General features: G+C 58.9%; 17 protein-coding genes. 6 read left to right on the top strand and 11 right to left on the bottom strand.

The window, feature by feature from the left end:
* Positions 1 to 140: 140 nt before the first annotated feature.
* From IM303_RS05345 to IM303_RS05365, 5 genes are read right to left on the bottom strand one after another with little or no spacing between them, the layout of a single operon-like run.
* Entirely contained in the window at positions 141 to 2,330 is a 2,190-nt protein-coding gene (locus tag IM303_RS05345; RefSeq protein WP_028013734.1) for a TonB-dependent siderophore receptor, read from the bottom strand.
* A 26-nt stretch (positions 2,331 to 2,356) separates the two neighbouring features.
* Entirely contained in the window at positions 2,357 to 3,682 is a 1,326-nt protein-coding gene (locus tag IM303_RS05350) for a lysine N(6)-hydroxylase/L-ornithine N(5)-oxygenase family protein (protein ID WP_028013733.1), read from the bottom strand.
* Positions 3,679 to 5,421 (bottom strand): aerobactin synthase IucC, encoded by a 1,743-nt coding sequence (iucC, locus tag IM303_RS05355; RefSeq protein ID WP_333488541.1) that lies wholly within the window; start codon positions 5,419 to 5,421, stop codon positions 3,679 to 3,681. The genes IM303_RS05350 and iucC overlap by 4 nt, the downstream gene beginning before the upstream one ends.
* Positions 5,418 to 6,365, bottom strand: a complete 948-nt coding sequence (locus tag IM303_RS05360) for a GNAT family N-acetyltransferase (protein WP_028013731.1) — start codon at positions 6,363 to 6,365, stop codon at positions 5,418 to 5,420. Before IM303_RS05360 ends, iucC begins: the two co-directional genes overlap by 4 nt.
* Positions 6,365 to 8,107 (bottom strand): IucA/IucC family siderophore biosynthesis protein, encoded by a 1,743-nt coding sequence (locus IM303_RS05365; protein ID WP_193359686.1) that lies wholly within the window; start codon positions 8,105 to 8,107, stop codon positions 6,365 to 6,367. The genes IM303_RS05360 and IM303_RS05365 overlap by 1 nt, the downstream gene beginning before the upstream one ends.
* 138 nt (positions 8,108 to 8,245) lie before the next feature.
* On the opposite strand from IM303_RS05365, the gene IM303_RS05370 reads away from it, so the two are divergent.
* Positions 8,246 to 9,457 carry an MFS transporter gene (locus tag IM303_RS05370; RefSeq protein WP_049000087.1) on the top strand — a complete coding sequence of 404 codons (1,212 nt, stop codon included), beginning with the start codon at positions 8,246 to 8,248 and terminating at the stop codon, positions 9,455 to 9,457.
* Here the strand turns inward: IM303_RS05370 and mtfA are convergent.
* Positions 9,454 to 10,251 (bottom strand): DgsA anti-repressor MtfA, encoded by a 798-nt coding sequence (gene mtfA, locus IM303_RS05375; protein WP_045260370.1) that lies wholly within the window; start codon positions 10,249 to 10,251, stop codon positions 9,454 to 9,456. The two genes, IM303_RS05370 and mtfA, sit on opposite strands and share 4 nt — an antisense overlap.
* Positions 10,252 to 10,440: 189 nt before the next feature.
* Between mtfA and IM303_RS05380 the strand changes: the two genes are divergently transcribed.
* The 3 genes from IM303_RS05380 (at position 10,441) to IM303_RS05390 (ending at position 13,103) form a co-directional block, all read left to right on the top strand.
* Positions 10,441 to 10,587, top strand: a complete 147-nt coding sequence (locus IM303_RS05380; protein ID WP_072001212.1) for a DUF2256 domain-containing protein — start codon at positions 10,441 to 10,443, stop codon at positions 10,585 to 10,587.
* Entirely contained in the window at positions 10,584 to 12,113 is a 1,530-nt protein-coding gene (locus tag IM303_RS05385) for a cryptochrome/photolyase family protein (RefSeq protein ID WP_053087963.1), read from the top strand. Before IM303_RS05380 ends, IM303_RS05385 begins: the two co-directional genes overlap by 4 nt.
* Positions 12,114 to 12,203: 90 nt before the next feature.
* Complete coding sequence (locus tag IM303_RS05390; RefSeq protein ID WP_028013727.1) at positions 12,204 to 13,103, top strand: LysR family transcriptional regulator; 900 nt, start codon at positions 12,204 to 12,206, stop codon at positions 13,101 to 13,103.
* On the opposite strand, the gene IM303_RS05395 is transcribed toward IM303_RS05390, so the two are convergent.
* The 3 genes from IM303_RS05395 to IM303_RS05405 all read right to left on the bottom strand — a co-directional run bounded on the left by IM303_RS05395 (position 13,078) and on the right by IM303_RS05405 (position 16,755).
* Positions 13,078 to 13,866, bottom strand: coding sequence for a substrate-binding domain-containing protein (locus IM303_RS05395; RefSeq protein WP_049000091.1), 789 nt, complete (start codon positions 13,864 to 13,866; stop codon positions 13,078 to 13,080). The genes IM303_RS05390 and IM303_RS05395 overlap by 26 nt on opposite strands.
* Positions 13,863 to 15,176, bottom strand: a complete 1,314-nt coding sequence (locus IM303_RS05400; protein WP_049000093.1) for an MFS transporter — start codon at positions 15,174 to 15,176, stop codon at positions 13,863 to 13,865. Before IM303_RS05400 ends, IM303_RS05395 begins: the two co-directional genes overlap by 4 nt.
* 280 nt (positions 15,177 to 15,456) lie before the next feature.
* On the bottom strand, positions 15,457 to 16,755 hold the full coding sequence (locus tag IM303_RS05405) for a serine hydrolase (RefSeq protein ID WP_193359687.1): 1,299 nt from the start codon (positions 16,753 to 16,755) through the stop codon (positions 15,457 to 15,459).
* Positions 16,756 to 16,861: 106 nt separating this feature from the next.
* On the opposite strand from IM303_RS05405, the gene IM303_RS05410 reads away from it, so the two are divergent.
* On the top strand, positions 16,862 to 17,755 hold the full coding sequence (locus tag IM303_RS05410) for a LysR family transcriptional regulator (protein WP_049000095.1): 894 nt from the start codon (positions 16,862 to 16,864) through the stop codon (positions 17,753 to 17,755).
* Here IM303_RS05410 and fumA read toward each other — a convergent pair.
* The gene (gene fumA / locus IM303_RS05415; protein WP_193359688.1) at positions 17,744 to 19,393 is read right to left on the bottom strand and encodes a class I fumarate hydratase FumA; all 1,650 of its coding nucleotides are present in this window, start codon (positions 19,391 to 19,393) and stop codon (positions 17,744 to 17,746) included. The two genes, IM303_RS05410 and fumA, sit on opposite strands and share 12 nt — an antisense overlap.
* Positions 19,394 to 19,448: 55 nt before the next feature.
* Positions 19,449 to 20,957 carry an anion permease gene (locus IM303_RS05420; RefSeq protein ID WP_023325580.1) on the bottom strand — a complete coding sequence of 503 codons (1,509 nt, stop codon included), beginning with the start codon at positions 20,955 to 20,957 and terminating at the stop codon, positions 19,449 to 19,451.
* Positions 20,958 to 21,567: 610 nt separating this feature from the next.
* On the opposite strand from IM303_RS05420, the gene IM303_RS05425 reads away from it, so the two are divergent.
* On the top strand, positions 21,568 to 24,348 hold the full coding sequence (locus IM303_RS05425; protein WP_192971740.1) for a flavocytochrome c: 2,781 nt from the start codon (positions 21,568 to 21,570) through the stop codon (positions 24,346 to 24,348).
* The last annotated feature ends 17 nt before the right edge of the window (positions 24,349 to 24,365 follow it).

The raw sequence follows: 24,365 nt of genomic DNA on the forward strand, positions 1-24,365 counted from the left end.
TCGACCTCGGTACGCCTTGTCAAAGGGTGAAAACGCGCTTTTTGTTCGTTTGCCGACTATTTCAGCAAATCGCTGATTTTATAGCAAATTCGCGTTGAAATTACACAACGAAATGCGCCGCCCGCAGGCGGCGCGAAGGATCAGAACAGTACGGAGTAGTTCAGACCAAACGTACGTCCGCGGCCTTTATAGGTGTACAGGCCCGGTGCACCGTAGGTTGGGCTATACAGCCCCGGCGCGCGCTGGCCCCAGGCGGTGGTGTAGTCTTTGTCCAGCAGGTTTTCCACGCTGAAGCTGACTTTCCCCACCGGCAGGGCGTAGCTGCCCAGGAAATCGACCGTGTTATAGCCATCGATCTTCTTGCCGTCAGCGTCAGACACGTCAAAGGTCTGCGTGCTCTGCACGCGCAGGGTCCAGTCGCCCGGCGCCCAGTTCACCCATGCGCTGGCTTTCGACGGGCTGGCGCTGTCGACCGTCAGCTTCTCCCACTTCCCGTTTTCGCGGGTTTCAGACTTGATGGCGTTAAAGTTCGCGCCGGTGCTCCAGTCGCTGTCGGTGAAGAAATAGTCCACCTGGCCTTCAATCCCGTAGATACGACGCTTGTCGTCTTCCAGGTTGATGGTCATATCTGTCTTGTTGATGGTGATGGTTTTATCCGAGAGCGAGTAATACGCCGCGACCTGCGTGCGCAGGTTGTCACCGGTGAAGCGCCAGCCCAGCTCGTAGGCGTTGACCTTGATGCCGTCCAGCGTTGAGTCGTTGACGTTTACGCTGTTCAGCAGGCGATAGTGGCCGTTGCTGAGTTGGTAGGTGCCGGAGCCGTAGTACTTCGCCAGGTCAGGAATTTCAAAGCCCTGGGAGAAGTTAAACCACAGCTGCTGCTGTTCGGTCAGGCGACCGAGGATCCCGGCGTTAAACAGGAAGTTGTTGTAATCGGTTTTCCCGCCCGGCACCGCGTCGGCGGAGGTGGCTTTCCCGGTGGCGATGGCCTGCTGCTGGGCGTAACCGACAAAGTCGTCCACCTTGTTCTCGGTGTACTGGTAGCGCACGCCGCCGCTCAGGGTGATGGCGTCAATGTCGTAGCTCGCCTGCAGGAACGGGGCGAGATTGGTGATGCTGTAGCCAGGATAACGGCCCACGTTGTAGGCGTTGTCCAGCTCCATGCCGCCGCTCGCCGCCGCTTTGCTCAGGTCAAAGAACTGCTGGTTGGCATCGAACGTTTCGTGGTCGGCATCGACACCCCAGGTCAGCGTCAAATCGTCCACCGGCTTGCTGTTCAGCGTCAGCTTGCCGCCGTAAAAATCGGTTTTCTGCTGCGACGCGCCGATGCTGCTCACCACGCCTTTGGTCAGGGTCGGGAACGGGTAGTAGGTCAGGCTCTCGTCACGGTAGTAAATCTGCGCGACCAGATCCTGGCCCCAGAAATCAGTATTAGAGTACTGCAGGTTAATCAGATGGCGCTCGGTGCCCGGCACGCGGTCAGAGTCGAGATTATCCTTGTTGTACGCGGTGGCATCGCCCGTTACCGCCGAGAAGTTCTTCCCGAGATACAGCCCATGCTTGCCGTCGGATTCGCTCTTGTAGTACTGGGTAGTGAGCTGCAGCTGCTGGTGATCGTCGATGTTGAGGGTGCCTGTTCCCATCACATCAATACGGTCGGAATACTGGAGGCCGGTCTGGGTGTTATCGATGATCACCTCATCGCCGTTGCCGTCATACCAGCCGCCGTAGCGCTGATACGACACCGACAGACGACCGGAGGCGTTGTCGTTGCCGCCGCTGACCGCAGCCGACACGTTCTCATCGTGGTCATTGTGGCTGTTAAACCCGCTTTTTGCTCCGGTCTGGAACTCAACTTCGGTCTCCGGCTGGCCCTTTTTGGTGACGATGTTCACCAGGCCGCCGGTGCTTCCGCCGCCGTAGAGTGACGTGGCGCCGGAGATGACTTCGATGCGGTCAATGTTGAACGGGTCGATGGAGTCGAGCTGGCGGCTGTCGCTGCGGGACGAGTTCAGGCGTACGCCGTCCACCATCACCATCATGGAGCGGCCGCGCAGGTTCATGCCGTAGTTGGTACGCCCCTGGCTGCTGACGTCCATGCCCGGGATCAGCTGCGCCAGCACCTCTTTAATCTCTTTCCCGCCCTGAACCTGCTGCTCGATCTCAGAGCGTTCAATGACCCAGGTGGTCTGCGCCATCTCGGCCACGCTGCGGTGCGCGCGGCTGGCAGAGACCACGATATTTTCTTCCTTTTGTTCTTCCGCCCACGCAGAGGTAGAAAGCATTGCAAGCAAGCAAGGATTTAAAACCCAAAGATGAGAACGTTTCATTGTTATGTTGATCCTGATTGTGTGTGTCAGTACTCAGTGGTTTTTGCTAACGATTTAAAAACCTGGCTGCTCTCCGGGCTGGTGGTACTCCGCCAGTGGATAACGCCAGGGGTGGTGGCCAGTTCAAACGGCTCGTCGGCATGTGCGCGATTCAGAATTCGCGCCGCGCGCCAGGCCATCAGGCTGAGCTGGGGTTCGGCAATGCCGAGACGGTGCATCCCGGCGTTCACGGCGAACAGGCGGTTGCTCTGCGGACCGTCCCATTCGAGGGTGAAATCGTTGTTAATGCAGAACGCTTCGTCCGCATCCAGATGCAGGCGGTGAGACAGCGGCGCGAGGAACGCGGGCTGCACGGCGCGGTAGCCAGTGGCGAAAATCACCACGTCGCTCTCCAGCTGCTCGTGGCCGCCGTCGAGGTGATGCTGAATGCTCAGGCGATGTCCGGTTTCCTGACGCGTCAGGGCAGTCACCGAGCGGGACGGCATCAGGTGCGCCCAGGGTTTTTCACGCAGTACTTCGAAGCGGTGGTACATGGCGCGGTAAATCGCCAGCAGGGACTCGGTGGTGATGCCGTCGGAGGTCATCTTCTGCTCGTGCAGCATCTGACGACGCGCCTCTTCACCGAGCGTGGAGAAGCTGTCCACGTACTCCGGCGTGAAATACTCGTTAGCAAAGGCGGCTTCATCCAGTGCGTTGTAGTTATTGCGGCGCGAGACCCAATTCAGGCTCAGCGGCTGGCCCCATTCGCCACGGAAAATATTCAGGAACAGGTCGGCGCCGCTCTGGCCGCCGCCGACGACGGTAACGCGCTTGCCCGCAAGGTCAGGCGTGCGCAGCATCATCTCGCTGGCGTGGAAGCAGGTATCGTCCTGCGCCGTGACGCAGTCAGGCAGGTTGATCTGTTTGCCAATCCCCACACAAACGTGGCGCGCCAGGAAGCGGTCGCGCTGGGTCACCACCTCAAACAGGCCGCGTTGCTCATCAAAGCTCACCTGCTGCACCTGCTGGCTGAAGGCGAGATTGGTGAGGTTGTCCGCCGCCCAGCACAGGTAGTCGGCAAACTCTTCGCGGGAAACCGTGCGCTGCTCGGTGGTCAGGAAGCGGTAGAACTTTTTGCGCTGCACCAGGTAGTTCAGAAAGCTGTGGCGGTTGGTCGGCTCCACGGCGCTGACCAGATCCTTCAGGAAACTGGTCTGCATGTGGCAGTCCGGCACCATCATGCCCGGGTGCCATGAGAAGTGCGGTTTACGCTCAAGGAACAGCGAGCTAAAGCCGTCCAGACCTTCTGCGAGGGCGGCGACGCTGAGGTTAAACGGGCCAATACCAATGCCGATGAAATCATAGGTTTTCATTGCGCGGACTCCCGGGAGGCCAGAAAAAGAGGGTTATCAAGATCGGTAACGTAGTTCGGCAGCATGCGGCTGCCGCCGTCGTGTTCGGAGAAGGTCAGTTTGACCGGGTTAAGGATCACCCGAATAATCTGCGGCTTAAACAGATCGAATTTCGCAAAGCGCTCCGCAAGCTCCGGGTGCGCGGCCATATAGCGGTGCAGCACCCCGGCGAGGATCTGATAGAAACGCGTTTCGCTGACGCCGCTTTGCAGCGTGAGGCGTGAAATAAAGCGCAGCACCGTCACAAAGTTGCCGGTTTGCAGGTCGTGGATGATGTAATCCGCGCTCAGGCGCGCCGTCACCGCTTTTACCTGCTCCGGCAGGCTCTGCGCCTGTGGGAAATCCTCGTCCACCAGGCGCATATCGCCCTGGAAATCCTTCAGCAGGATGCGCTGCGGGACGTAGTCCTTCATCACCAGCGTCACGTTCTGGCCGTGGGCAATCAGCGCCACGCCGTAGCGGCAGAGCAGGTGGTAGAACGGGATCACCGTTGCCTCGAACAGCTTTTCCAGCCACGCGTCGGCGCTTAACCCCGAGCGCGTGATCCACGCGTCGATCAGCGGACGCCCGGCGTTGTCGGTTTCCATTAGCGCCGCCATCAGCACCGCCTGCTCGCCGTCCTGCAGATAGCAGGATGGGTTCTCGCGCCAGATCACGCCCAGCATCTCCTGATAGCGGTAGGGCGCTTTCGGCAGCGCCGCGTAGCCCGGATGCGACAGATACCCGGCGGCGGGTTCGCCCAGCACCTGCGCGCCGGAGCGGATCAGCGTGGCGTCAGCGGCGAACTGCTGCTGCAGCCAGCGCGAGGCCAGAGGACCGGCGGCAATGTACTTGCCCGGAATGCCGCGATAGCAGGAGGTGTTGTAGATGGTCAGCGGCAGCTTGATGTCATACGGCGCGCGACGGCTGGCGTTGGTGAGCGTGCGCAGGGACTGCTGGGCCAGGTACTCATCGCCAAACTCGCCCAGCTCAACCATTTCACCGCGCGCCAGCTGCGCAAGAAAATGAATTGCAATTTTTTGCTGCCACTGCCACGGGTGCAGCGGCACGGGCAGCCAGCCGTCGTCGAGACCCAGCGCTTGCCAGCGAGCGTCAAACCGGGCGCGCTCGGCATCATCCATGGTGCTGGCCAGCAGAGCGTGAATGTCGCAATCGGCGTCGCTGCTCCAGACCAGATGTTCACGCTGGACGGCGACCCAGTGCAGGCGGAAGCGCCCGCGGTATTCCGGCGCGTACTGGCGCAGCGCGTCCAGACCCCAGCCGCGGCGGCCTTTGTTGAAAATAAACTTCGGGTGGCCGCTCATCAGGCACTGTAATTCGTCCGGGTCGAGGTGGATCAGCGCGTCCGCGTCCAGCGCTTCACGCGCCTGCAGCAGCTGCATGTCGCCGCGCAGCGTGGCGTAGAGATCTTCCATGTGCTCCGCCGTTTGCGCGTCGCTCATCTCCAGCACCGTCGCCAGCTGCAGCAGCGCGCTTTCCGCTTCCACGGCGGCGCCGCTGGAGGTGGTCAGGCTGTCCGGGTCGATATGCAGCCAGCCCCAGATCCCGCGCGCGGCGCGAAACTGCCAGGACTCGTTGCCCATGGCGATGCGCCAGCCGTCCGATGAAACCGGCTCAGCGCGCAGGGTGCGTTCGTATTCCAGCTCCGCGAGGATCTTCGCCACCATCTCGCGGTTCACTTTCTGCCAGAGCGCGTTCACAGGCCCACCTCGCTGAAGAAGCGGTGACGCTGGCTCATGATGAGGCGCGAGCGCTTGTGCGGGAAGTCGAACTCTTTCACCGTGTCGAAACCGGCGGAGGCCAGATGGCGGAACAGGCGCTGGTTGTCGAAGCGCGGCTCGGCCACGATGCGCGCAGTGCGCGGTTCATCGAGATACAGATAGTGGCTCAGGCCGCGCAGCCAGCTGCGGATATACTGCGCGCCGCGCCAGTTTTCTTCGCCCACCAGCATGTGCAGCCCGCGGTCAAACGGCTGCCAGCGGTAGTGGCGGCCAATGCGGTCTTCTGCCGCCCAGTAGAGTTCAAAATAGCCAAACGGCTGGTCGTCGAAGCAGCCGATAACCGGGTAGCAGTAGGTCGAGTCAAGCTGGCGGCGCAGGTAGTTTTCCTGCTCGGCCTGCGGGCCCGCCATCTCCCAGAAGGCGTTCACGCGCGGGTTATTCATCCATTGAGTGAAACGTTCGCCGTCCAGCGCCACGTCCGCCACGCGGAAGCTTAAAGTGCGCTTGATTTGCGGATCGTAACGGCGATACACCTCGCCCTGTGGGCGACGAGGACGCAGCGGGAAGTACAGCTGGCGGCTCTCATCAAACTGCATCCCGCCGCTTGCCTGCGGACGTTCGCCTTGCAGCCACAGCGGCAGCTGCCAGAAGGTTTCTCGCGCCAGATAATCCCCGTGGGCCTGGCTAAACAGCGCCTGCGCCTGGGGTTCATCCTGCCAGTCCGCCCACGGCAGGGTAATGCCGGTCAGGGCGGGCGCGGCAACAAACAGCTGATCGAGGGCTTCCACCAGCCAGCCGGCCGGGATCCCGGTCAGACGCTCCAGCACCGCGCTGCCGTCAAGACCCAGCGTCAGCGGCAGGTTTTGTTCCGTTGCGGTGCAGCGAAAGCCGTAGCCGGAATGGACGATATTCGCGATGGCCATCACGCCTTCTCCTTGTAAAACGGGTTGCTAAAGTCGAAATAGATCACCGCCGGATCGACGATGGTGTTCTCATTGCGATCGTGCAGGTAGCAGAAGAAGTTGCCTTTGCAGTTCCAGGTTGGGCTGTCGAGCACGTAGTCGAGGCAGCGGGTCTGCTTCGCCGTCGTGCGCAGCCCGGCCAGCGCGTCACGCACGCGGGACATCAGGTGCTCTTCGCTGTCGAAACCGGCGGCGGCGAGAGCGGCGGTGACGGCAAGGGTGGAGTTCAGCAGCAGGTAATAAGGGAAGTAGCGCAGCAGCTGGCTTTCACCGAAGCGGTTTTCCACGTCGGTTTCGCCCGCCTCTTTCAGCCACGCGTCGGCCCCTTCGGTCCAGGCGCTGCCCTGGCAGTCGCGGTAGATCAGCCCGACGGGGAAATCCTGCTGCATCTCAACGAGGATATTTTGCTGGTGTGCCAGCAGCACCAGACCGTAGTCCGCCTCGGCGCTGAACAGCGGAAGCAACACGCGGTCGCAGTAGGCGTCCAGCCAGCAGCGGGCGGCCTGGGCGAGCGGTAAATCCAGACGCTGGCTTAGACGGCGTACCGCTGCGGCCAGCAGGCTGTCGCCGCCGTCAGGCGCGGCCTGCGTCAGGCTGACCAGCACGTTGGTCTGGGTGTCTGGCGTATCGAACAGCAGGTTAACGCGCAGGGCCATCAGGCTCTCTTCCTGAACGACGCCGCTTTCATCACGCAGTCCTGCCCAGCCGTCTTCCTGCATCACGCGCATGGTCGGGTAGCGGGCCTGTAAATCTTGCCAGCGTTCTGTTTTCGCCAGCCGCGCCAGGCGCATACCGCGCTTAACCTCTTTGACCGACAGCGTGCGCACGGAGTTGGTCAGGCGCACGCTGAGGGAGAATTTAATCATGTCGCTGTTGGTTTCGCTGTACAACGAGCGTGAGGAGCTGGTGGGCAGCCACTGTGCGCCCGCTTCACCCAGGTCCTGTAATGAACCGTTTGCCGCCAGACGCTGACACCAGTCCTGCTCCAGCAGATAGTCGGCCTGCCACGGATGCATCGGCAGCAGCCAGCGGGTGTCGGCGAAGTGGCCGAGCAGTTCGGGCGCGCTCTGGGCGGCGAAGCGCAGCAGACGCTCGCGCAGGGAGACGTTCAGGCTGTCGCCGGCAATGAGCGTGCTCTCAACGGCAAACCAGCGCAGCGGGAAGCGGGAGCCGAAATCCGGCAGATACCGGCGCGCCTCGGTTTCGTTGAATGGCTCGTGGGATTTTGGCGCAGGGTGAAACGCGTGGCCCACCAGCAGCGCCTGTTCCGCTTCGGCAAACGTCAGGGGCTTGTCGCGCAACGTTGCCCAGCCGTGGCGCAAATCAATCGCCTGCCAGGTATGGGTATGGCTTTCCAGCGCGCGCTGTTTAAAACGCGTCAGCGTATCGGCATCCAGTGAGCCTTTTACTGAGGGTTTTTCAAGAATTAAATCAATCAGTTGAGTGAAAGTGACGGCGTCACCATTGTCGCTATCGCTCTGAATAAGCGTTGCCGGGAAACGGTACTGATGATGCTGGGTTGGGGAGAAATAGCGTACCGGAACCCGAAGGGCCTGGGAGGAAGAGAGTGGAATATGAATGTGCGCTAACTCATCCGCTGCGGCTGCAGGGAGATAGCGCCAGTCCTTCGTTTCGCGTAACAGGGCGTTTAAAAAACACTGGGCTGCAACGTCTGTACCGGCAGAGCGGGGCAGAGCACGCATAGATGTACCTCATTCCATGACTGATAATAATTCTCGTTATGATATTCATTCTGTTTACAGTGGCAACTATTTTTGCAATATTTGTTTTCATTAACTTCATAATTTCCACACATTTATTGACACTATGTTCACATTTTCATGCGCGCTGATTCTGAAACGTTGACCGAAAATATCACCTCCAAAGCCAACTGGCCCCTGGCGCTCTGCGCGGGCCTGCTGGGCATCGGGCAAAACGGTTTGCTGGTCATGCTTCCGCAGCTGGTGACCCTGACCGGACTCTCACTCTCGGTCTGGGCCGGGCTGCTGATGTTCGGCTCCATGCTTTTTTTACCCGCGTCCCCCTGGTGGGGACGCCAGAGCGAGCGCCGCGGCTGTAAGGTCGTTATGGTGTCCTCCCTCAGCGGCTATCTCGCCAGCTTTGGCGTCATGGCGCTGGTGGTCTGGGCGATGGCGGCAGGGAGGCTGGAAAGCACCTGGGGGCTGGCGGGGCTGATCCTCTCGCGTCTGCTGTATGGCCTGACGGTGTCGGGCATGGTGCCTGCCGCGCAGACGTGGGCCATTCAGCGTGCGGGCCTGGATAAACGCATGGCGGCGCTGGCAACCATCAGTTCCGGCCTCAGCTGCGGCCGCCTGCTGGGGCCTCCGCTGGCGGCGCTGATGCTCAGCGTTAACCCGGTCGCGCCGCTCTGGCTGATGGCGATCGCGCCGTTAATCGCTCTGCTGCTGGTGCTGCGGGAGGTGGCGGATCCGCCGCTGCCGCCGGTGGCACACCAGGCGACCCGCCTGCAGATGTCCATGCTGCCGTTCCTGCTGCTGGCGATGCTGCTGGCGGCGCTGGTGAGCCTGATGCAGCTCGGCCTGTCACCGCACCTCAGCCCCTTGCTGGACGGCAACGCCCGGGATATCAGCCATCATGTTGCGCTCCTGCTGAGCCTGGCCGCGCTGGCTACGCTCGCGGCGCAGTTCCTGGTGGTTCGTCCGCAGCATTTCAGCCCGCTGACCCTGCTTTGCATGGCGGCGGTGCTGATGGTGGCTGGGCTGGCGCTAATGTGTATCGCCGAACTGGCGCTGTTCTATGTGGGGATTGCTATCACTTCGCTCGGCGCGGCAATGGCAACGCCGGGCTATCAGCTGCTGCTGAACGATCGCCTGACCACGGGGAAGGGGGCGGGCGCTATTGCGACCAGCCACACGCTGGGCTATGGCGTCAGCGCGCTGCTGGTGCCCGTTGTGACGCGCTTTTTCGGCGAACACTATTTAACGACGGCGGCCTTTGGCGTGGCGGCGCTGTTTTTAGCGCTGAGCATCGGGGTACGGTTAACCGAGCGTACCCCTGTCGAAAAAAATTAATGGACGTGGTGGGATGAAGGGCCGCCAGCGCCCTCATTTTGCCGCAGGCGCTGGAGCGGATCCTGCTGATAAAACTGGCTGAAACGCTGCCACAGCGCCGGGAAACGGGGCGCGAAGAGTTCGGGGGCGCTGAAGAAGTACTCCGAGAGCACCGCAAAGCACTCGGCGGGGTCAGTTGCCGCATAGGCATCAATGCTGGCCGCGCTTTCGCCCACCAGGTCTATCTCATCCTGGATGTTATCCATTGCCGCATGCAGGTCGTGCTCCCATCCTGCGACTTCACGTAGCGGAATAAAAGGCACGCCGCTGGCGCGATCGCCGTTGCGGGTATCAAGCTTATGCGCCACCTCGTGAATAATCAGATTAAAGCCCGAGGCGTCGAACGAGTCCTGAATGTCGAGCCAGTTGAGGATAATTGGCCCCTGCTGCCAGCTTTGTCCGGACTGCACCACCCGCTGGTTGTGTACCAGCCCGATATCATCCTCCCACTCATCATCGACGACGAACGGTGCAGGATAAATCAGCACTTCATGAAAACCGTCCAGCCACTCAATGCCGAGCTCCAGCACCGGCAGGCAGAAAAGCAGGGCGATGCGGGCGTTTTTCAGCGGATCAAGCTCGAACCCCTGCAGCGGCACCAGACGTTTTTGCTGCAAAAAACGATCTGCCATCTGAACCAGTTTCGATTGTTCATCCGGCTTAAGATTCGCCAGAACAGGGATCGCCAGCGCGTCATCCCACGGCAGCGCCATGTCCCGGCCTGCCTCATTCGTTTTCCAGGGCCACTTAATCATCACTTTGCTCGCAAACTCGTCACTTGAACACAAAGGGGAACGTTATCATTGCAACACTTACAGCCCGAATAAACTATCATTTCGTACGTAGCGGTGGGTAGCGCTTTGCAGGCATCACCTTCATTTTGTGACGTCTGTCGTAGCCTTTATCCGCAGGTGGGGTGAATAAATCAGTACGGTATTGAAAAGATGAGCGATTTCAAAGGCAACAAGCAGGACCTGCCCAGTCGGCTGTGTGTGCACTGCCAGCGGCCCATGACGTGGCGCAAAAAATGGGCGAAATGCTGGGATGAGGTCAAATACTGTTCCGAGCGTTGCCGCAGGAGCCATCGTTGACCGAGCTGCGTCTGATCCTGGGCGATCAGCTTAATCCGCATCACAGCTGGTTTGATACCCGCAACCCAAACGTCATTTACGTGATGCTGGAGCTGCGGGCGGAAACCGCATACGTGCTGCATCATGCCCAGAAAATTATCGCTATCTTCGCCGCCATGCGGGCGTTTGCCTCAGCGTTGAAAGAGAAGGGGCATCGGGTGAGGTATGTCCGGCTCTCTGACGGTTCAAACCGCGGCGCGCTGGAAGACAATCTCAACGCGCTTGTTACGCATTACAGCGCCGACAGGGTATTGTGGCAGGAGCCCGACGAATGGCGTCTTGATGCGCAGCTGCAAGCGTGGGCGAAAACAGCGTCCGTTGAAACAGCCTGCGTCAGCAGCGAGCATTTTTTGACCCCCCGGGACGCGGTAATCGCGTTTTTTGCGTCGCGTAAAAGCTGGCGAATGGAATACTTTTATCGAGAAATGCGCCGTCGGCACGGGATTCTCTTGACCTCTGAAGGCGAGCCGGAAGGGGGGAAATGGAATTATGATGCTGAAAACCGCAGGCGCTGGTCGGGCGAGCCGCCCGCACCGGGTGACTCGCGCCCCCGCCACGATCATTCAGCCTTGTGGGCAGAGATCCAACGCTGCGGCATAAAGACCTTCGGCGAACCGCAGGCCGACAATTTTCGCTGGCCGCTCAACCGTTCGGAAGCCAAAGCCAGTCTGGATGCGTTTATTTCTCACGTGCTCCCGCAGTTTGGAAACTGGCAGGATGCGATGCACGCGGAGGAACCTTTTCTTTTTCATTCGTTAATTTCTTTTGCGCTGAATACCAAAATGCTTAATCCCCGGGAAGTGGTGGCCGCCGCCCAGCAGGCATGGCGTTCTGGCCACGCGCCGCTGCCTGCCGTTGAAGGGTTTATCCGACAAATTCTCGGCTGGCGGGAGTACGTGCGCGGGATCTACTGGTCGCAAATGCCGGGCTATCGCGAGCTGAATGCCCTGGAGCAGCACGCCCCGCTGCCGCACTGGTTCTGGACGGGCAAAACGCAGATGCGCTGCCTGGCGCATGCCGTTGGGCAATCGCTTACCGAGGCTTACGCCCACCATATCCAGCGCCTGATGGTGATCGGGAACTTTAGTCTGCTCAGCGGCCTGTCGCCGCAGGCGGTTCATGAGTGGTATCTGGGGGTCTATATTGATGCGTTTGAATGGGTGGAGCTGCCCAATACTCTCGGCATGAGCCAGTTTGGCGATGGCGGGTTACTGGCCAGTAAGCCCTATGTCTCAAGCGCATCCTACATTCATAAGATGAGTAATTACTGTCAGGGTTGTCGGTATCAGCACAACCAGCGCACCGGAGAGCTGGCGTGCCCGTTCAATGCCCTCTACTGGGATTTCTTTGCGCGCAACCGGATGCGCCTCGGTAACAATCCCCGCCTGGGCATTGTCTATAAACAGCTTTCGGATATGAAGGAAGAGGAACGGCAGGCGATTGCTGACCAGGCCGGGCGCATTCGCCTCAATCTCAACGACCTCTGACCTATTTCAACACCGCGCCGGTTGCGGAAGGTCAATAAGACGCTATTATTTTTGACTTTGTTGCTTTCCCTGACAGGACATCCAGACGCTATGCCCGTGAATTTCGACCTTAACGATCTCTATGCCTTCAGGGCGTTAGTGGAATACGGTAACTTCCGTGTCGCCGCTGAATCAATCTGCATATCCCAGTCGGCGCTAAGCCGCAGGATCGAAAAGCTGGAAGCCGCGCTGGGAACCAGGCTGTTTGACCGAACCACCCGCCGCGTCGCCCTGACGTTATACGGGCAAAACTTTGCTGAACGCTCAGCACAGCTGCTCGACAACGTAGAATCAATGCTGGCGGATGTCGATAAGGCCAGTGAAGAGCGGACGGGGCTGATTACGGTCGCCGCGGTACCTTCCGCCGCCTGTTATTTTATGCCTGATGTGATCCGTCGCTTTCAGTCCCGCTTTCCGCGCGTTCGCATTAAGCTCATCGACAGCAGCGCGGGGAATGTGATTGACGCCGTGGCCCGAAGCCAGGCGGATTTTGGCATCTGCTTTGCGGGAAACTTGCCGTCTGAAATTGAATTTTTCCCGCTGGTAGAGGATGTCTACGTTGTGGCGTGCAGAAAGGACCACCCGCTGGCGCAGAAGAGCCACCTGACCTGGCAGGCGTTTTACCAGCAGGACTATATCTCCCTTGATAAAACGTCGGGGAACCGCAACCTGCTGGATCGGATGCTGGGGGATATCATTCCCGAGCGCCCCAGCGTCTGCGAAACGCGCCACGTCACCACGATGCTCGGTATGGTAGAGGCGGGGATCGGCATTGCCGCCGTTCCCGCCATGTCGATGCCGACGTCAGAGTACACGCCGCTGACGCATCTGCCGCTGGTGGCGCCGGAAGTTAAACGTACCGTGGGGCTTATCCGGCGCCGGGGGCGCATCCAGTCTTATATCGCGGCTGAACTGGAAAAAGAGATCACCGAGCGGTATCGCCGGACGTAACGGGGATCATCCCCGTCTTCTCGATGACGGCGCGTGAGGGCGGTGAGGCGAGATAGGTTAGCAGCGCTTTCCCCTCGTCAGGATGTTCAGCGTGACGGGTGACCGCACCCGCGAAGCGCGTGATGTACTGCAGATTATCCGGGATTTTACCAATAAAGGTGACGCCCTGAACCGGCAGCAGCTCGCTCACCTGCTGGAAGCCCACGGCGTATTTCCCTTTTGCCACTTCCGAAGCAACCGGAATGCGTTCGACCATCGTTGCTTTAGCCGCCGCCTCCTTTTCAATCCCTAGTTTCTTGAACAACGTCTGGCTGACATACCTGCCGCTGGCGCTGTCTGAGTAGGCGATGGAGCTGGCCTGAAGCAGCGCGTTACGTAGCGTCGCCTCGCTGCTGATATCTGGGACATCCGCCCCTTTTTTCACCACCATTCCGACGGGAGAGTCCGCAAGTTCCGTTCGCGAACCCGGCTGGGTCTGGCTGGTTTTTTCGAGCTTCGCCAGCGCATCGCCCACCATAATCACCACGTCGGCTTTCTCGCCGCGCGCGAGCCGGTTTGGGATCGCCTGCGGCGTAGCGCCCATTGACGGACCGGGAATAATCACGATGGTATCGCCGGTCTGGCGTTCATATTCCGGTGCCAGCTTTTCAAGGGCGGCTTTGAAACCGCCTGAAATCATCACTTTCACCTCCTGAGCGCAGGCATTGGCGCTCAGGAACGTCAGCATCAGCGCGGTAACGGTATAACGAGAAGTGCGAGTCATGCGGCCTCCTGCGACTTAACGGTGTTTTGCACCGAAACCGCGCGACGACGGTAAAGGTAGAGGGTTGCCAGCAGGGCACACACCGCGGCGAAGCTCATCCAGTAGCCCGGCGAGGCTTTGTCAGCGGTGTATTCAATCAGCGCGGTGGACATCACCGGGGTAAAGCCGCCGAAGATCGCCGTTGCGAGGCTGTAAGCCAGAGAGAACCCTGCCACGCGGACTTCAGCGGGCATAATTTCCGTCAGCGCCGGGATCATCGCCCCGTTATACAGCCCGTACAGGAAGGAGAGCCACAGCAGGACGCTCAGCATCATGGAGAAGCTTGGCGCGTCAGCCAGCAGCGTCAGGGCCGGGTAGCTGGTGGCCAGCGCCAGCAGGGTCATGGCAATCAGCACCGGTTTACGCCCGAAGCGGTCCGACAGCGCGCCGCCCACCGGCAACCAGATGAAGTTAGAGATCGCTACCAGCAGCGTGACCAGCAGGCTGTCCGAGGCACTCAGCATCAGCACTTTTTTGCCGAAGGTTGGCGCGTAGACGGTGATCAGGTAGAACGCGGTGGTGGTCATCGCCACCATCAGCATGCCCGCGACCACCACCTGCCAGTTGCCAAGCAGCGTTTTAAAGACCTGACGCATCTCCAGATGATGGCGGCGCGCGCTGAACTCTTCCGTCTCCTCCAGCTTGCGGCGCAGGAAAAAGATAAACGGCACGATTAAACAGCCGAACAGGAACGGGATGCGCCAGCCCCATTCACGAATGGCGCTCTCTTCCATCAGCGCGTTCAGGGCAAAACCCATCGCCGCGGCGACCATAATGGCAACCTGCTGACTGCCGGACTGCCAGCTGGTATAGAACCCTTTGCGGCCCGGCGTGGCGATTTCAGCGAGATAGACCGAGACGCCTCCAAGCTCCGCGCCGGCGGAAAAGCCCTGCAGCAGACGGCCCGTCAGTACCAGCAACGGTGCCCAAAGCCCGATGCTTTGATAGGACGGGATCAGCACGATCAGGAAGGTGCCTGCCGCCATGATGGAAAGCGTCACGATCAGCCCTTTGCGGCGACCGACCTTGTCAATATAAGCCCCCAGCACAATGGCCCCGACTGGACGCATCAAAAAGCCCGCGCCGAAGACCGCGAAGGTCATCATCAGCGACGCAAATTCACTGCTCGCCGGGAAGAACGTGTGGGCGATGTAGGTGGCGTAGAAGCCGAAAAGAAAGAAATCGAATTGCTCAAGAAAGTTGCCGGACGTCACGCGAAGTATCGCGCCCGCCTTAGAGCGTACGGTTGCAGGTGAGGTTGAGGAAAACATGGTTATCTCCAGTTTATTGTTGACGTTTTACGCGTCTGTTTCTGAAAACTGGATCAGGATGAGGAATTCGATAAGCGCAAATGCCGCATCGACTGATGCATTTCTTGCATGAATGTAATCCGGCGAATAAATACATTTAATGGCAACAATAACTTAACAAAATATTGGCTTTTTATTCACCAATATTCTGTAAGTCTCTGATATTGCGATTTTGTGATGTAGCGCAGAGGCGCGTTTTAGAATGAGCCGGGTAACCGCGTCGTTACCCGGCGGAGGCCATTTAGCGCAGCGCCCTGGCAATCGCGCTAAACATCAGAGAGGCTTCCAGCGGCTGGGCGCTGAAGGACGGTTCCGCCTGCGGCCAGGTAGACCACTGGACGATGACCAGATTTTCCTTCGGGTTCACCATAATCATCTGCCCGAAAATGCCCAGCGCCCAGAGTGAACCTTTCAGCGAATCCTGGGCCGTCGGCTCTACGCCCGTGGCGTTGGCGGGCACTTCGTTGTTCCACCACTGATAGCCGTACAGCCCCTCGGGATGGGCGTCTGAGACGGAGCCTTTGGCCTTCGTCCAGTCTGACGACTGCCGGATCCAGTTTTCCGGCAGAATGGTCTTACCGTTCGGCAGCGTACCGTTGCTCAGGATAAATTGCCCGAAGCGCCCCCAGTCCTCCAGTGTGGCGTTAAAGCCGTGCGCGCCAACGTTATGCTGGCCTTTGCTGTAGGCATGCCACACGCCGTCGCTCGCCATGCCGTAAGGCTGCCAGATGCTTTTCTCCAGATAGGCCGCCAGCGTCATGCCGGTGGCCCGCTCCAGCACGTCACCCAGCAGCCAGGCGCCGCCCGAAGAGTAAGACCAGCTCTCTCCGGCCGGGTGCGCCCTGCGTAACCCCTTCACCAGCTTGCGCACGCAGTCATAGGTACCCGGCTTCGCCTCGCACTCGGTGAGCTGCGCGAAGTCGGATTTAGGGTTGGTGTAATCCTCGTTCCACGCCACGCCGGAGGTATGGGTGATAAGCTGCTTAAGCGTCACGCCGTCCCACGCGGTGCCTTTCAGGTCGGGTTCATACCGCGTGACCAGGTCGTCGAGCGAGTGAATTTTTCCCTCTTTGAGGGCCACGCCCACCAGCGCCGATACAACCGATTTCCCAACCGAGCGCGAGGTCCAGAGCGTGGAGTCGGTATTGCCCTCTTCAAGGTACTTCCAGGCGATTTTGCCGTCCTTCAGCACCAGCATGCCGCTGACGTTCTGGCGTTTAAGGTACTCCTGAAGGCCGTAGCGCCTGCCGTTGACCTGATACCAGGCGTCAGTGAGCGGCTTATCCGACATTTCCAGCGCCACGGCGCTACCGTGGCGGAAAACATCCCCGGCGTAGTTGCGGTAGTCATTGCGAAAGCCCACCACGCGGTCGGCCTGACTCCAGGTGAGCATCTTATGGGTGTCCGGCAGCGCGGCGTCAAAGGGGGCAGGGCAGGCGCTAAGGTCGGTGCCTTTGCAGGCGGCCACTGCCGCAGGGGAGAGCAGGGTGCTGAAGACAAGTCCCGCCAGCAGGGCATGGTTTACTTTTCTGTTTTTCATATCCGTCTCTTTCAGGTTAAGAACGGCTTCAGTTTAAAAACCCGGGGGCTATAATAAAAAACGCGTAGTGGGGGAAAATCCCCCTATAAAACAGAAGGAGCGTAGCGTGGCGGGACTGATTTACTCTTTTGCACAGCTCGAGGCATTTACCGCCGTGGCCGAGAACGGGGGCCTAAGTAAAGCCGCGGTGGCGCTGAAGAAGGACCGCACGACGCTTCGCGATCTGATTGATTTTCTTGAGGATGGCTTGGGCTACGCTCTGTTTATTCGCGACGGCCGCACCCTGCGGCTCACGCCCGAAGGGGAACAGCTTCAGCGCCAGGCGCACCTGCTGATGCGGCAGGTAAAAGCCTTTGAGGCGTTTGCCAGAGAGGTGCCGCACCGTGCCACGCAGGACCTGACGCTGGCCTACGATCCTTTTACGCCCAGAGCCTTTCTGCTCGGGGTGATTGCTGAAATGGCCGCGCGAAACATCCGGCTGAGCCTTATCTGCACCTCTCGGGATGAATCGGAACGGCTGCTGGCGAACAACGACGCGGATCTGGCCATCTGCCAGGCGCGCAACCGCAGCGTGGGCAATGATATGGAGTGGCGCGCCCTCGGCGCCATTGATATGGATTTTTATGCCGCCCGCGGGCTGTTTGCGGACAGTGCTTCCCCACTGTCGCTGCTCGATCTCTCCCTGGTGCCCCAGGTCGTCATGCACCCCGCCTCGGACGAGCCGGTGGCGCGCCGCCTGCAGATCTCCGGGCATACTCTCTTTACCAACGAACCGGAGATGCTGCGCGGTCTGCTGGAGCGCGGCTGCGGCTGGGGATTCTTACCGACGCATTTTCATGCCGGTCAGTGGCAAAACGTAAAAAGGCTGCACACCGAAGTGGGCAGCCAGGGGATTGGTCAGACGATGGTCACCATCTGGAAGCCGGGGAGCGACAAGCGCAGCACGATCGCTGAAACGCTGTCGCTCCTGCCGGACGTATGGAAGCACTCAGCGCTGTGAACAGCCTTTGCACTGCTTGTTCTGAATCTGCTGGAAGAAGTCGTTGCCTTTATCATCCACCAGAATAAACGCCGGGAAGTTCTCCACCTCAATTTTCCAGATCGCTTCCATACCCAGCTCAGGATAGGCCACACACTCCAGGCTCTTGATGCTGTTTTGCGCCAGCACCGCCGCCGGGCCGCCAATGCTGCCCAGGTAGAAGCCGCCGTGCTTATGGCAGGCGTCCGTCACCTGCTGGCTGCGGTTGCCTTTGGCCAGCATGATCATGCTCGAACCGTGGGACTGCAGTAAGTCCACATACGAATCCATGCGCCCTGCGGTGGTTGGGCCGAGGGAGCCAGACGCGTAGCCTTCCGGCGTTTTGGCCGGGCCCGCGTAGTAAATCGGATGATCTTTGACGTACTGCGGCAGCGCTTCGCCGTTATCCAGCAGCTCTTTAAGCTTCGCGTGGGCAATGTCGCGCGCCACGATAATGGTGCCGTTCAGCGACAGGCGGGTAGAGACCGGGTGCGCGGAAAGCTGCGCCAGGATCTCGTTCATCGGCTTGTTCAGGTTGATGCTCACCACATCGCCTTCGCCCTGCTGACGCAGGGATTCAGGAATATACTGACCCGGGTTGTGCTCAAGCTTCTCAATCCAGATCCCGTCGCGGTTGATCTTCGCCTTGATGTTGCGGTCAGCGGAGCAGGAGACCCCCATGCCGATTGGGCAGGAGGCACCGTGGCGTGGCAGGCGGATCACGCGGATATCGTGGGCGAAGTATTTCCCGCCGAACTGCGCGCCGAGGCCGAGGTTCTGTGCTTCCTGGAGCAGTTCCTGTTCGAGCTGAACGTCGCGGAACGCCTGGCCGTGCTCGTTGCCTTCGGTTGGCAGCGCGTCGTAGTAGCGGGTGGAGGCGAGCTTCACGGTTTTCAGCGTGGCTTCCGCTGAGGTGCCGCCGATAACAAACGCGATATGGTACGGCGGGCAGGCTGCGGTCCCCAGGGTACGCATCTTCTCAACCAGGTAGTTTTTCAGCTTCGCCGGGGTAATCAGCGCTTTGGTTTCCTGGTAGAGATAGGTTTTGTTGGCAGAGCCGCCGCCCTTCGCCATGCACAGGAATTTATACTCGTCACCGTCGACGCTGTAGAGGTCAATCTGTGCGGGCAGGTTAGTGCCGGTATTCACCTCTTTATACATATCCAGCGCCGCATTCTGCGAGTAGCGCAGGTTGTCTTCAATATAGGTGTTATACACGCCCTGGCTCAGGGCCGCTTCGTCACCGCCGCCGGTCCAGACGCGCTGGCCTTTCTTACCCATAATGATTGCCGTGCCGGTATCCTGGCAGGTTGGCAGCACGCCTTTCGCCGCAATTTCCGAGTTGCGCAGGAACTGCAGGGCCACGTACTTGTCGTTCTGGCTGGCTTCCGGGTCGTTGAGGATGGCGGCAACCTGCTTCTGGTGGGAAGGACGCAGCATAAATGCGGCGTCGTGGAAGGCCTGCTGCGCCAGCAGGGTCAGCGCTTCCGGCTCCACTTTCAGGATTTCCTGGCCTTCGAACTCGGCAACGGAGACGTGCTCGTTGGTCAGCAGGTAGTATTCGGTGTCGTCATGCGCAAGAGGGAAGGGGTTCTGGTAGATAAACGGTTTGTTTGACATAGCGTATTGCTCCACAAAAATAAAACCGCCGGAGGAGAAGTCCGGCGGTCAGGAATCAGAACATCATGGACATCCACGGGTAGCCAATCAGCAGCAGGGCCGCAAGGAAGATGGCACCGAAGATGGTGCCGAGGCGCCAGTAGTCTTTGGTTGGCAGGTAGCCGCTACCGTAGTAAATCGGGCTTGGGCCAGTGCCGTACGGGGTGATAATCCCCATCACGCCCAGCGAGGTCACCATCAGCAGAACGAACACTTCCATATTCATGCCCGGAATGGTGGAGGCGATGGTCAGCATCGCTGGCAGCAGCGCCGTGGTGTGCGCGGTGGTGCTGGCAAACAGGTAGTGCAGCAGGTAGAACGCCAGCAGCAGGACGATGGTCGCCACGCCCGGAGAGATACCGCTCATCAGCAGGCCGCCTTCTTTACCTAACCAGCTGATAAAGCCGGTAGAGGAGAGGCCATCCGCCAGCGCCACCAGGGTGGCGAACCAGACGAAGGTGTTCCACGCCGCTTTGTTGCCGGTGATATCGTTCCACTCCAGCACGCCGGTCCACAGCATCAGGCCGACGATGAGCAGGGCCGCCATCGCGGGTTCAATCCACGCGGCGGCGAAGATCCACATCAGCAGCGCGCAGCATACGAACACCAGCAGAAGGATCTCATTGCGGGACAGTTTGCCCAGTTTTTCCAGCTCTCGGGTCGCCCACAGCGGCACTTCGTTGTTCACCTTCACTTCTGGCGGGTAGAACCAGTAGGCCAGCAGCGGCATGGTCAGGATCAGCAGGATGCCCAGCGGCAGGAAGGCGAGGAACCAGGTCCCCCAGGAGATGTCGATCCCAACCGTACTTTTCACCAGCGCAAGGGCCAGCAGGTTCGGCGCAAGGGCAGAGAGGAACATTGAGCTGGTGATACAGGCCGCGGTGATCGCCACCCACATCAGGTACGAACCAATCTTACGCGCGCTTGGGTCGTTGGGTTTTGAACCGTACAGCGGCGGCAGGTTAGCGATGATCGGGTAGATGGTCCCACCGCTGCGCGCGGTATTGGACGGAGTGAACGGTGCCAGCAGCAGGTCCGCAAACGTAATCGCGTAACCGAGCGTCAGGCTGCGACGGCCAAGATACTTCACCAGAATCAGCGCCAGACGGCGGCCGAAGCGGGTTTTGTCGTAGCCCGCGGCAAACATAAAGGCACCGAAAATCAGCCAGACGGTGGAGTTACCAAACCCGCTCACTGCCCACTTAAAGGAGGCGCCCGCCAGCTTGAATTTCGGGTCAGCCAGCTGTTCAGGGCTGAACAGCACCCACTGGCTGCACAGGGCAATGGCGACCACGCCGGTCAGACCGATCACCGCGCCCGGCAGGGGTTCGAAGATAAGACCGACGATCACGCCGACGAAGATGGCGAAGTAGTGCCACGCGTAAGGAGGCAGTCCTTCCGGTACCGGAACAAACAGCAGCAGTACGGCGACGATGACGGGCAGTGCCATCATCAGCAGACGTTTTGCGTTTCCATTTGATGCCTGGTTCGCCACAGGGGGCGTTACAGCAGTTTTTGTATTCATAGTTTCACGTCTTAAGTTGTCAAAAATTCGGTCGCACTGAAAAGTCAAAATTGCTTTCTTAAGTTTCTTTGCTTTTTTTAGTTATTAAAGGTGCGTTTTTGTATTTTCAGTAATAGCGATTTAACGCTTTTTTGTGTGCGTTAAATTAAAAAATGATGATGTTTTTATATTGCGCTTTTAAATGCCATGACTATTGATCGAGATCAAAAAAACAGAATTGCAGCGTTATTTTTATGCTTTTATTAATAACCACTCTGGCGTATGTGGTTATTATCTTTTTTGCGGGTTTATTTTATCATTTCTGTAACAATTTGAATTTTTAATAATTGCTATTTAGTTGATTTTAAAAGGTGTTTTTGGTTTTTGGTGTAATGGTTTTACCATTTTTTATTTAACGTATTTTAAAATATTGTGAATGCCTGAATGACAATCGCTAACACCAATGTATTATTAGTGTTATTACAGGGATTAAATAGTTTTTTAACTAACGTAATAACTTTAGAAACTAAAAAAATCATTATATTAATATCATGACATCGGCAAAGAACGACGAAATAAAAAATCAATCCGATAACGAATTTTCAATTTTTAAAAGTTTGGAGTTTCTATTATGAGCACTAACGAACGCATTCTTAGCCCCTTCACATTACCGAATGGCACTGAACTGAAAAACCGTTTGTTAATGGCCCCTATGACCACCTGTACCGGCTATTATGACGGCACCGTCACCAGCGAGCTGGTGGAGTACTATCGGGCCCGTTCCGGCAGCATTGGCACCATCATCGTAGAGTGCTGCTTCGTCGACGATCTCGGCCTCGCCTTCCCGGGCGCAATTGGTATTGATAACGACGAGAAAATCGCCGGGCTGGCGAAAATCGCCGAGGCCATTAAATCCAAAGGATCTAAGGCCCTGCTGCAGATCTACCACGGTGGCCGCATGGTTGATCCGAAACTGATCGGTGGCCGTACCCCGGTTGGCCCAAGCGCCGTGGCCGCGCCGCGTGACGGTGCCGCAACGCCGGTTGCCCTGACCGCCGAAGAAGTGGAAGGCATGATCGGCAAGTTTGGTGAAGCCGTGCGCCGCGCCATCCAGGCCGGTTTTGACGGTGTGGAAATCCACGGGGCGAACACCTACCTGATTCAGCAGTTCTACTCTCCAAACTCTAACCAGCGCGACGACGAGTGGGGCGGCAGCCGCGACAACCGCGCGAAGTTCCCGCTGGCGGTGCTGGACATCACCCACAAAATGGTGCGCCAGTACGCGGACGACGCGTTTATTATTGGCTACCGCTTCTCCCCTGAAGAGCTGGAAGTGCCGGGCATCCGCTTTGAAGACACCATGTACCTGCTGGAAAAACTGGCGGCGCGCGGCGTGGACTACCTGCACTTCTCCGTCGGTGCGACCCTGCGTCCGTCCATTGTCGACACCCAGGACCCGACGCCGCTGATCGAAAAATATTGCGCGATGCGTTCTGAAACGCTGGCGCAGGTTCCGGTGATGGGCGTGGGCGGCGTGGTGAATGCGTCAGACGTGAATGAAGCGCTGGATCACGGTTACGACCTGATTGCCGTTGGCCGCGCCACTATTGCCTACCCGGACTGGACCGACCGCATCGCGACGGGTGAAAGCCTTGAGCTGTTTATGGACAGCACCAAACGCGAGGAACTGAGCATTCCTGAACCGCTGTGGCGCTTCTCGCTGGTGGAAGCGATGATCCGCGACATGAGCATGGGCGAATCGAAATTCAAACCGGGCATGTTCACCGAGAAGGTGCAGGACGACGCGAACGAGCTGGTGATTAACGTCAGTCTGGAAACCGACCGCATTGCGGACATCGAGCTGGCCTCTGGCCCGAGCGATGACGTTGAGTTCGTCACCAGCTTTGAAGAGATCCGTACCCGCATTCTGGACGCCAATACCCCGCACGTGGATGCCATCACCGGTGCAACCAGCCAGAGTGAAGCGGTGAAGAAAGCGGTCTCTAAAGCGATGCTGAAATCCAGCAAAGCGCTGGCAGCGGAAGAGGGCGTTGACCCGAACGAAACCCGCAGCGTGGACGTGGTGGTGGTCGGTAGCGGTGGCGCCGGTCTGGCGGCGGCGATTCAGGCTCACGACGAAGGCGCGAGCGTGCTGATTGTTGAGAAGATGCCGACCATCGGCGGGAACACCATTAAAGCCTCTGCCGGTATGAATGCCGCCGAAACCCGCTTCCAGCGCGTGAAGGGCATTCAGGACAGCAAAGAGCTGTTCTACCAGGAAAGCCTGAAAGGCGGCGGCAACAAGAACAACCCTGAACTGCTGCGCCGCTTTGTCGAGAACGCGCCGCAGGCGATCGAGTGGCTGGCAACGCGCGGCATCATGCTGAACGACATCACCACCACCGGTGGGATGAGCATCGACCGTACTCACCGTCCAAAAGACGGCTCTGCGGTGGGGGGCTACCTGATCAGCGGCCTGGTGCGTAACGTCAACAAACGCAACATCGAGGTGATGCTGGATACCTCCGTCAGCGACATCATCTTCGAGAACGGTGAAGTGACCGGGGTTCGCCTGACCACTGAAGAGAACGAAACCGTCACCGTGGCAGCGAAAAGCGTGATCGTGGCGACGGGCGGCTTCAGCGCCAACAGCCAGATGGTCGTCAAATACCGTCCGGATCTGGAAGGGTTCGTCACCACCAACCACAAAGGGGCAACCGGCGGCGGTATCGCGCTGCTGGAGCGCATCGGGGCGGGCACCGTGGATATGGGCGAAATCCAAATTCACCCAACCGTTGAGCAGAACACCTCGTACCTGATTTCCGAATCCATCCGCGGAGGCGGGGCGATTCTGGTCAACCAGAAAGGGGAGCGCTTCTACAACGAAATGTCGACCCGCGATAAAGTCTCGGCGTCAATCATCGCGCTGCCGGAGAAATACGCGTACATCGTCTTTGACGAGCACGTACGTGCCAAAAACAAAGCCGCGGATGAGTATATTGCGAAAGGCTTCGTGACCAGCGCCAGCTCGCCAAAAGCGCTGGCGGAAGCGCTCGGTATGGATCACCACGCTTTCCTCGCGACCCTGGAACGTTACAACGGTTTCGTTGAAAAACAGCACGATGACGATTTTGGTCGTACCACCGCGCTGCGTGCGCCTATCAACGAAGGGCCTTTCTACGCTATTCAGATTGCGCCAGGCGTGCATCACACCATGGGCGGCGTGACCATCAACACCGAAACCTGCGTGCTGGACAGCAACCACAACGTACTGCCGGGGGCGTTTGCGGCGGGTGAAGTGGTCGGGGGGATCCACGGCGGCAACCGTATCGGCGGTAACGCGGTGGCGGATATCATTATTTTTGGTACCCTTGCAGGACATCAGGCGGCGATGCGCTCAAAAAGAACGTAAGGCTCCTGTCTCCCCGG

The organism is Enterobacter cloacae complex sp. P38RS, assembly GCF_014930775.1.
Taxonomy (GTDB): Bacteria; Pseudomonadota; Gammaproteobacteria; order Enterobacterales; family Enterobacteriaceae; genus Enterobacter; species Enterobacter bugandensis.

What these genes read in the sequence shown, in the direction of transcription:
- IM303_RS05345 (WP_028013734.1), bottom strand. Translation starts at nt 2,330, where the DNA reads ATGAAACGTTCTCATCTTTGGGTTTTAAATCCTTGCTTGCTTGCAATG.
- IM303_RS05350 (WP_028013733.1), bottom strand. Translation starts at nt 3,682, where the DNA reads ATGAAAACCTATGATTTCATCGGCATTGGTATTGGCCCGTTTAACCTC.
- IM303_RS05360 (WP_028013731.1), bottom strand. Translation starts at nt 6,365, where the DNA reads ATGGCCATCGCGAATATCGTCCATTCCGGCTACGGCTTTCGCTGCACC.
- IM303_RS05365 (WP_193359686.1), bottom strand. Translation starts at nt 8,107, where the DNA reads ATGCGTGCTCTGCCCCGCTCTGCCGGTACAGACGTTGCAGCCCAGTGT.
- IM303_RS05370 (WP_049000087.1), top strand. Translation starts at nt 8,246, where the DNA reads ATGCGCGCTGATTCTGAAACGTTGACCGAAAATATCACCTCCAAAGCC.
- mtfA (WP_045260370.1), bottom strand. Translation starts at nt 10,251, where the DNA reads ATGATTAAGTGGCCCTGGAAAACGAATGAGGCAGGCCGGGACATGGCG.
- IM303_RS05380 (WP_072001212.1), top strand. Translation starts at nt 10,441, where the DNA reads ATGAGCGATTTCAAAGGCAACAAGCAGGACCTGCCCAGTCGGCTGTGT.
- IM303_RS05390 (WP_028013727.1), top strand. Translation starts at nt 12,204, where the DNA reads ATGCCCGTGAATTTCGACCTTAACGATCTCTATGCCTTCAGGGCGTTA.
- IM303_RS05395 (WP_049000091.1), bottom strand. Translation starts at nt 13,866, where the DNA reads ATGACTCGCACTTCTCGTTATACCGTTACCGCGCTGATGCTGACGTTC.
- IM303_RS05400 (WP_049000093.1), bottom strand. Translation starts at nt 15,176, where the DNA reads ATGTTTTCCTCAACCTCACCTGCAACCGTACGCTCTAAGGCGGGCGCG.
- IM303_RS05405 (WP_193359687.1), bottom strand. Translation starts at nt 16,755, where the DNA reads ATGAAAAACAGAAAAGTAAACCATGCCCTGCTGGCGGGACTTGTCTTC.
- fumA (WP_193359688.1), bottom strand. Translation starts at nt 19,393, where the DNA reads ATGTCAAACAAACCGTTTATCTACCAGAACCCCTTCCCTCTTGCGCAT.
- IM303_RS05420 (WP_023325580.1), bottom strand. Translation starts at nt 20,957, where the DNA reads ATGAATACAAAAACTGCTGTAACGCCCCCTGTGGCGAACCAGGCATCA.
- IM303_RS05425 (WP_192971740.1), top strand. Translation starts at nt 21,568, where the DNA reads ATGAGCACTAACGAACGCATTCTTAGCCCCTTCACATTACCGAATGGC.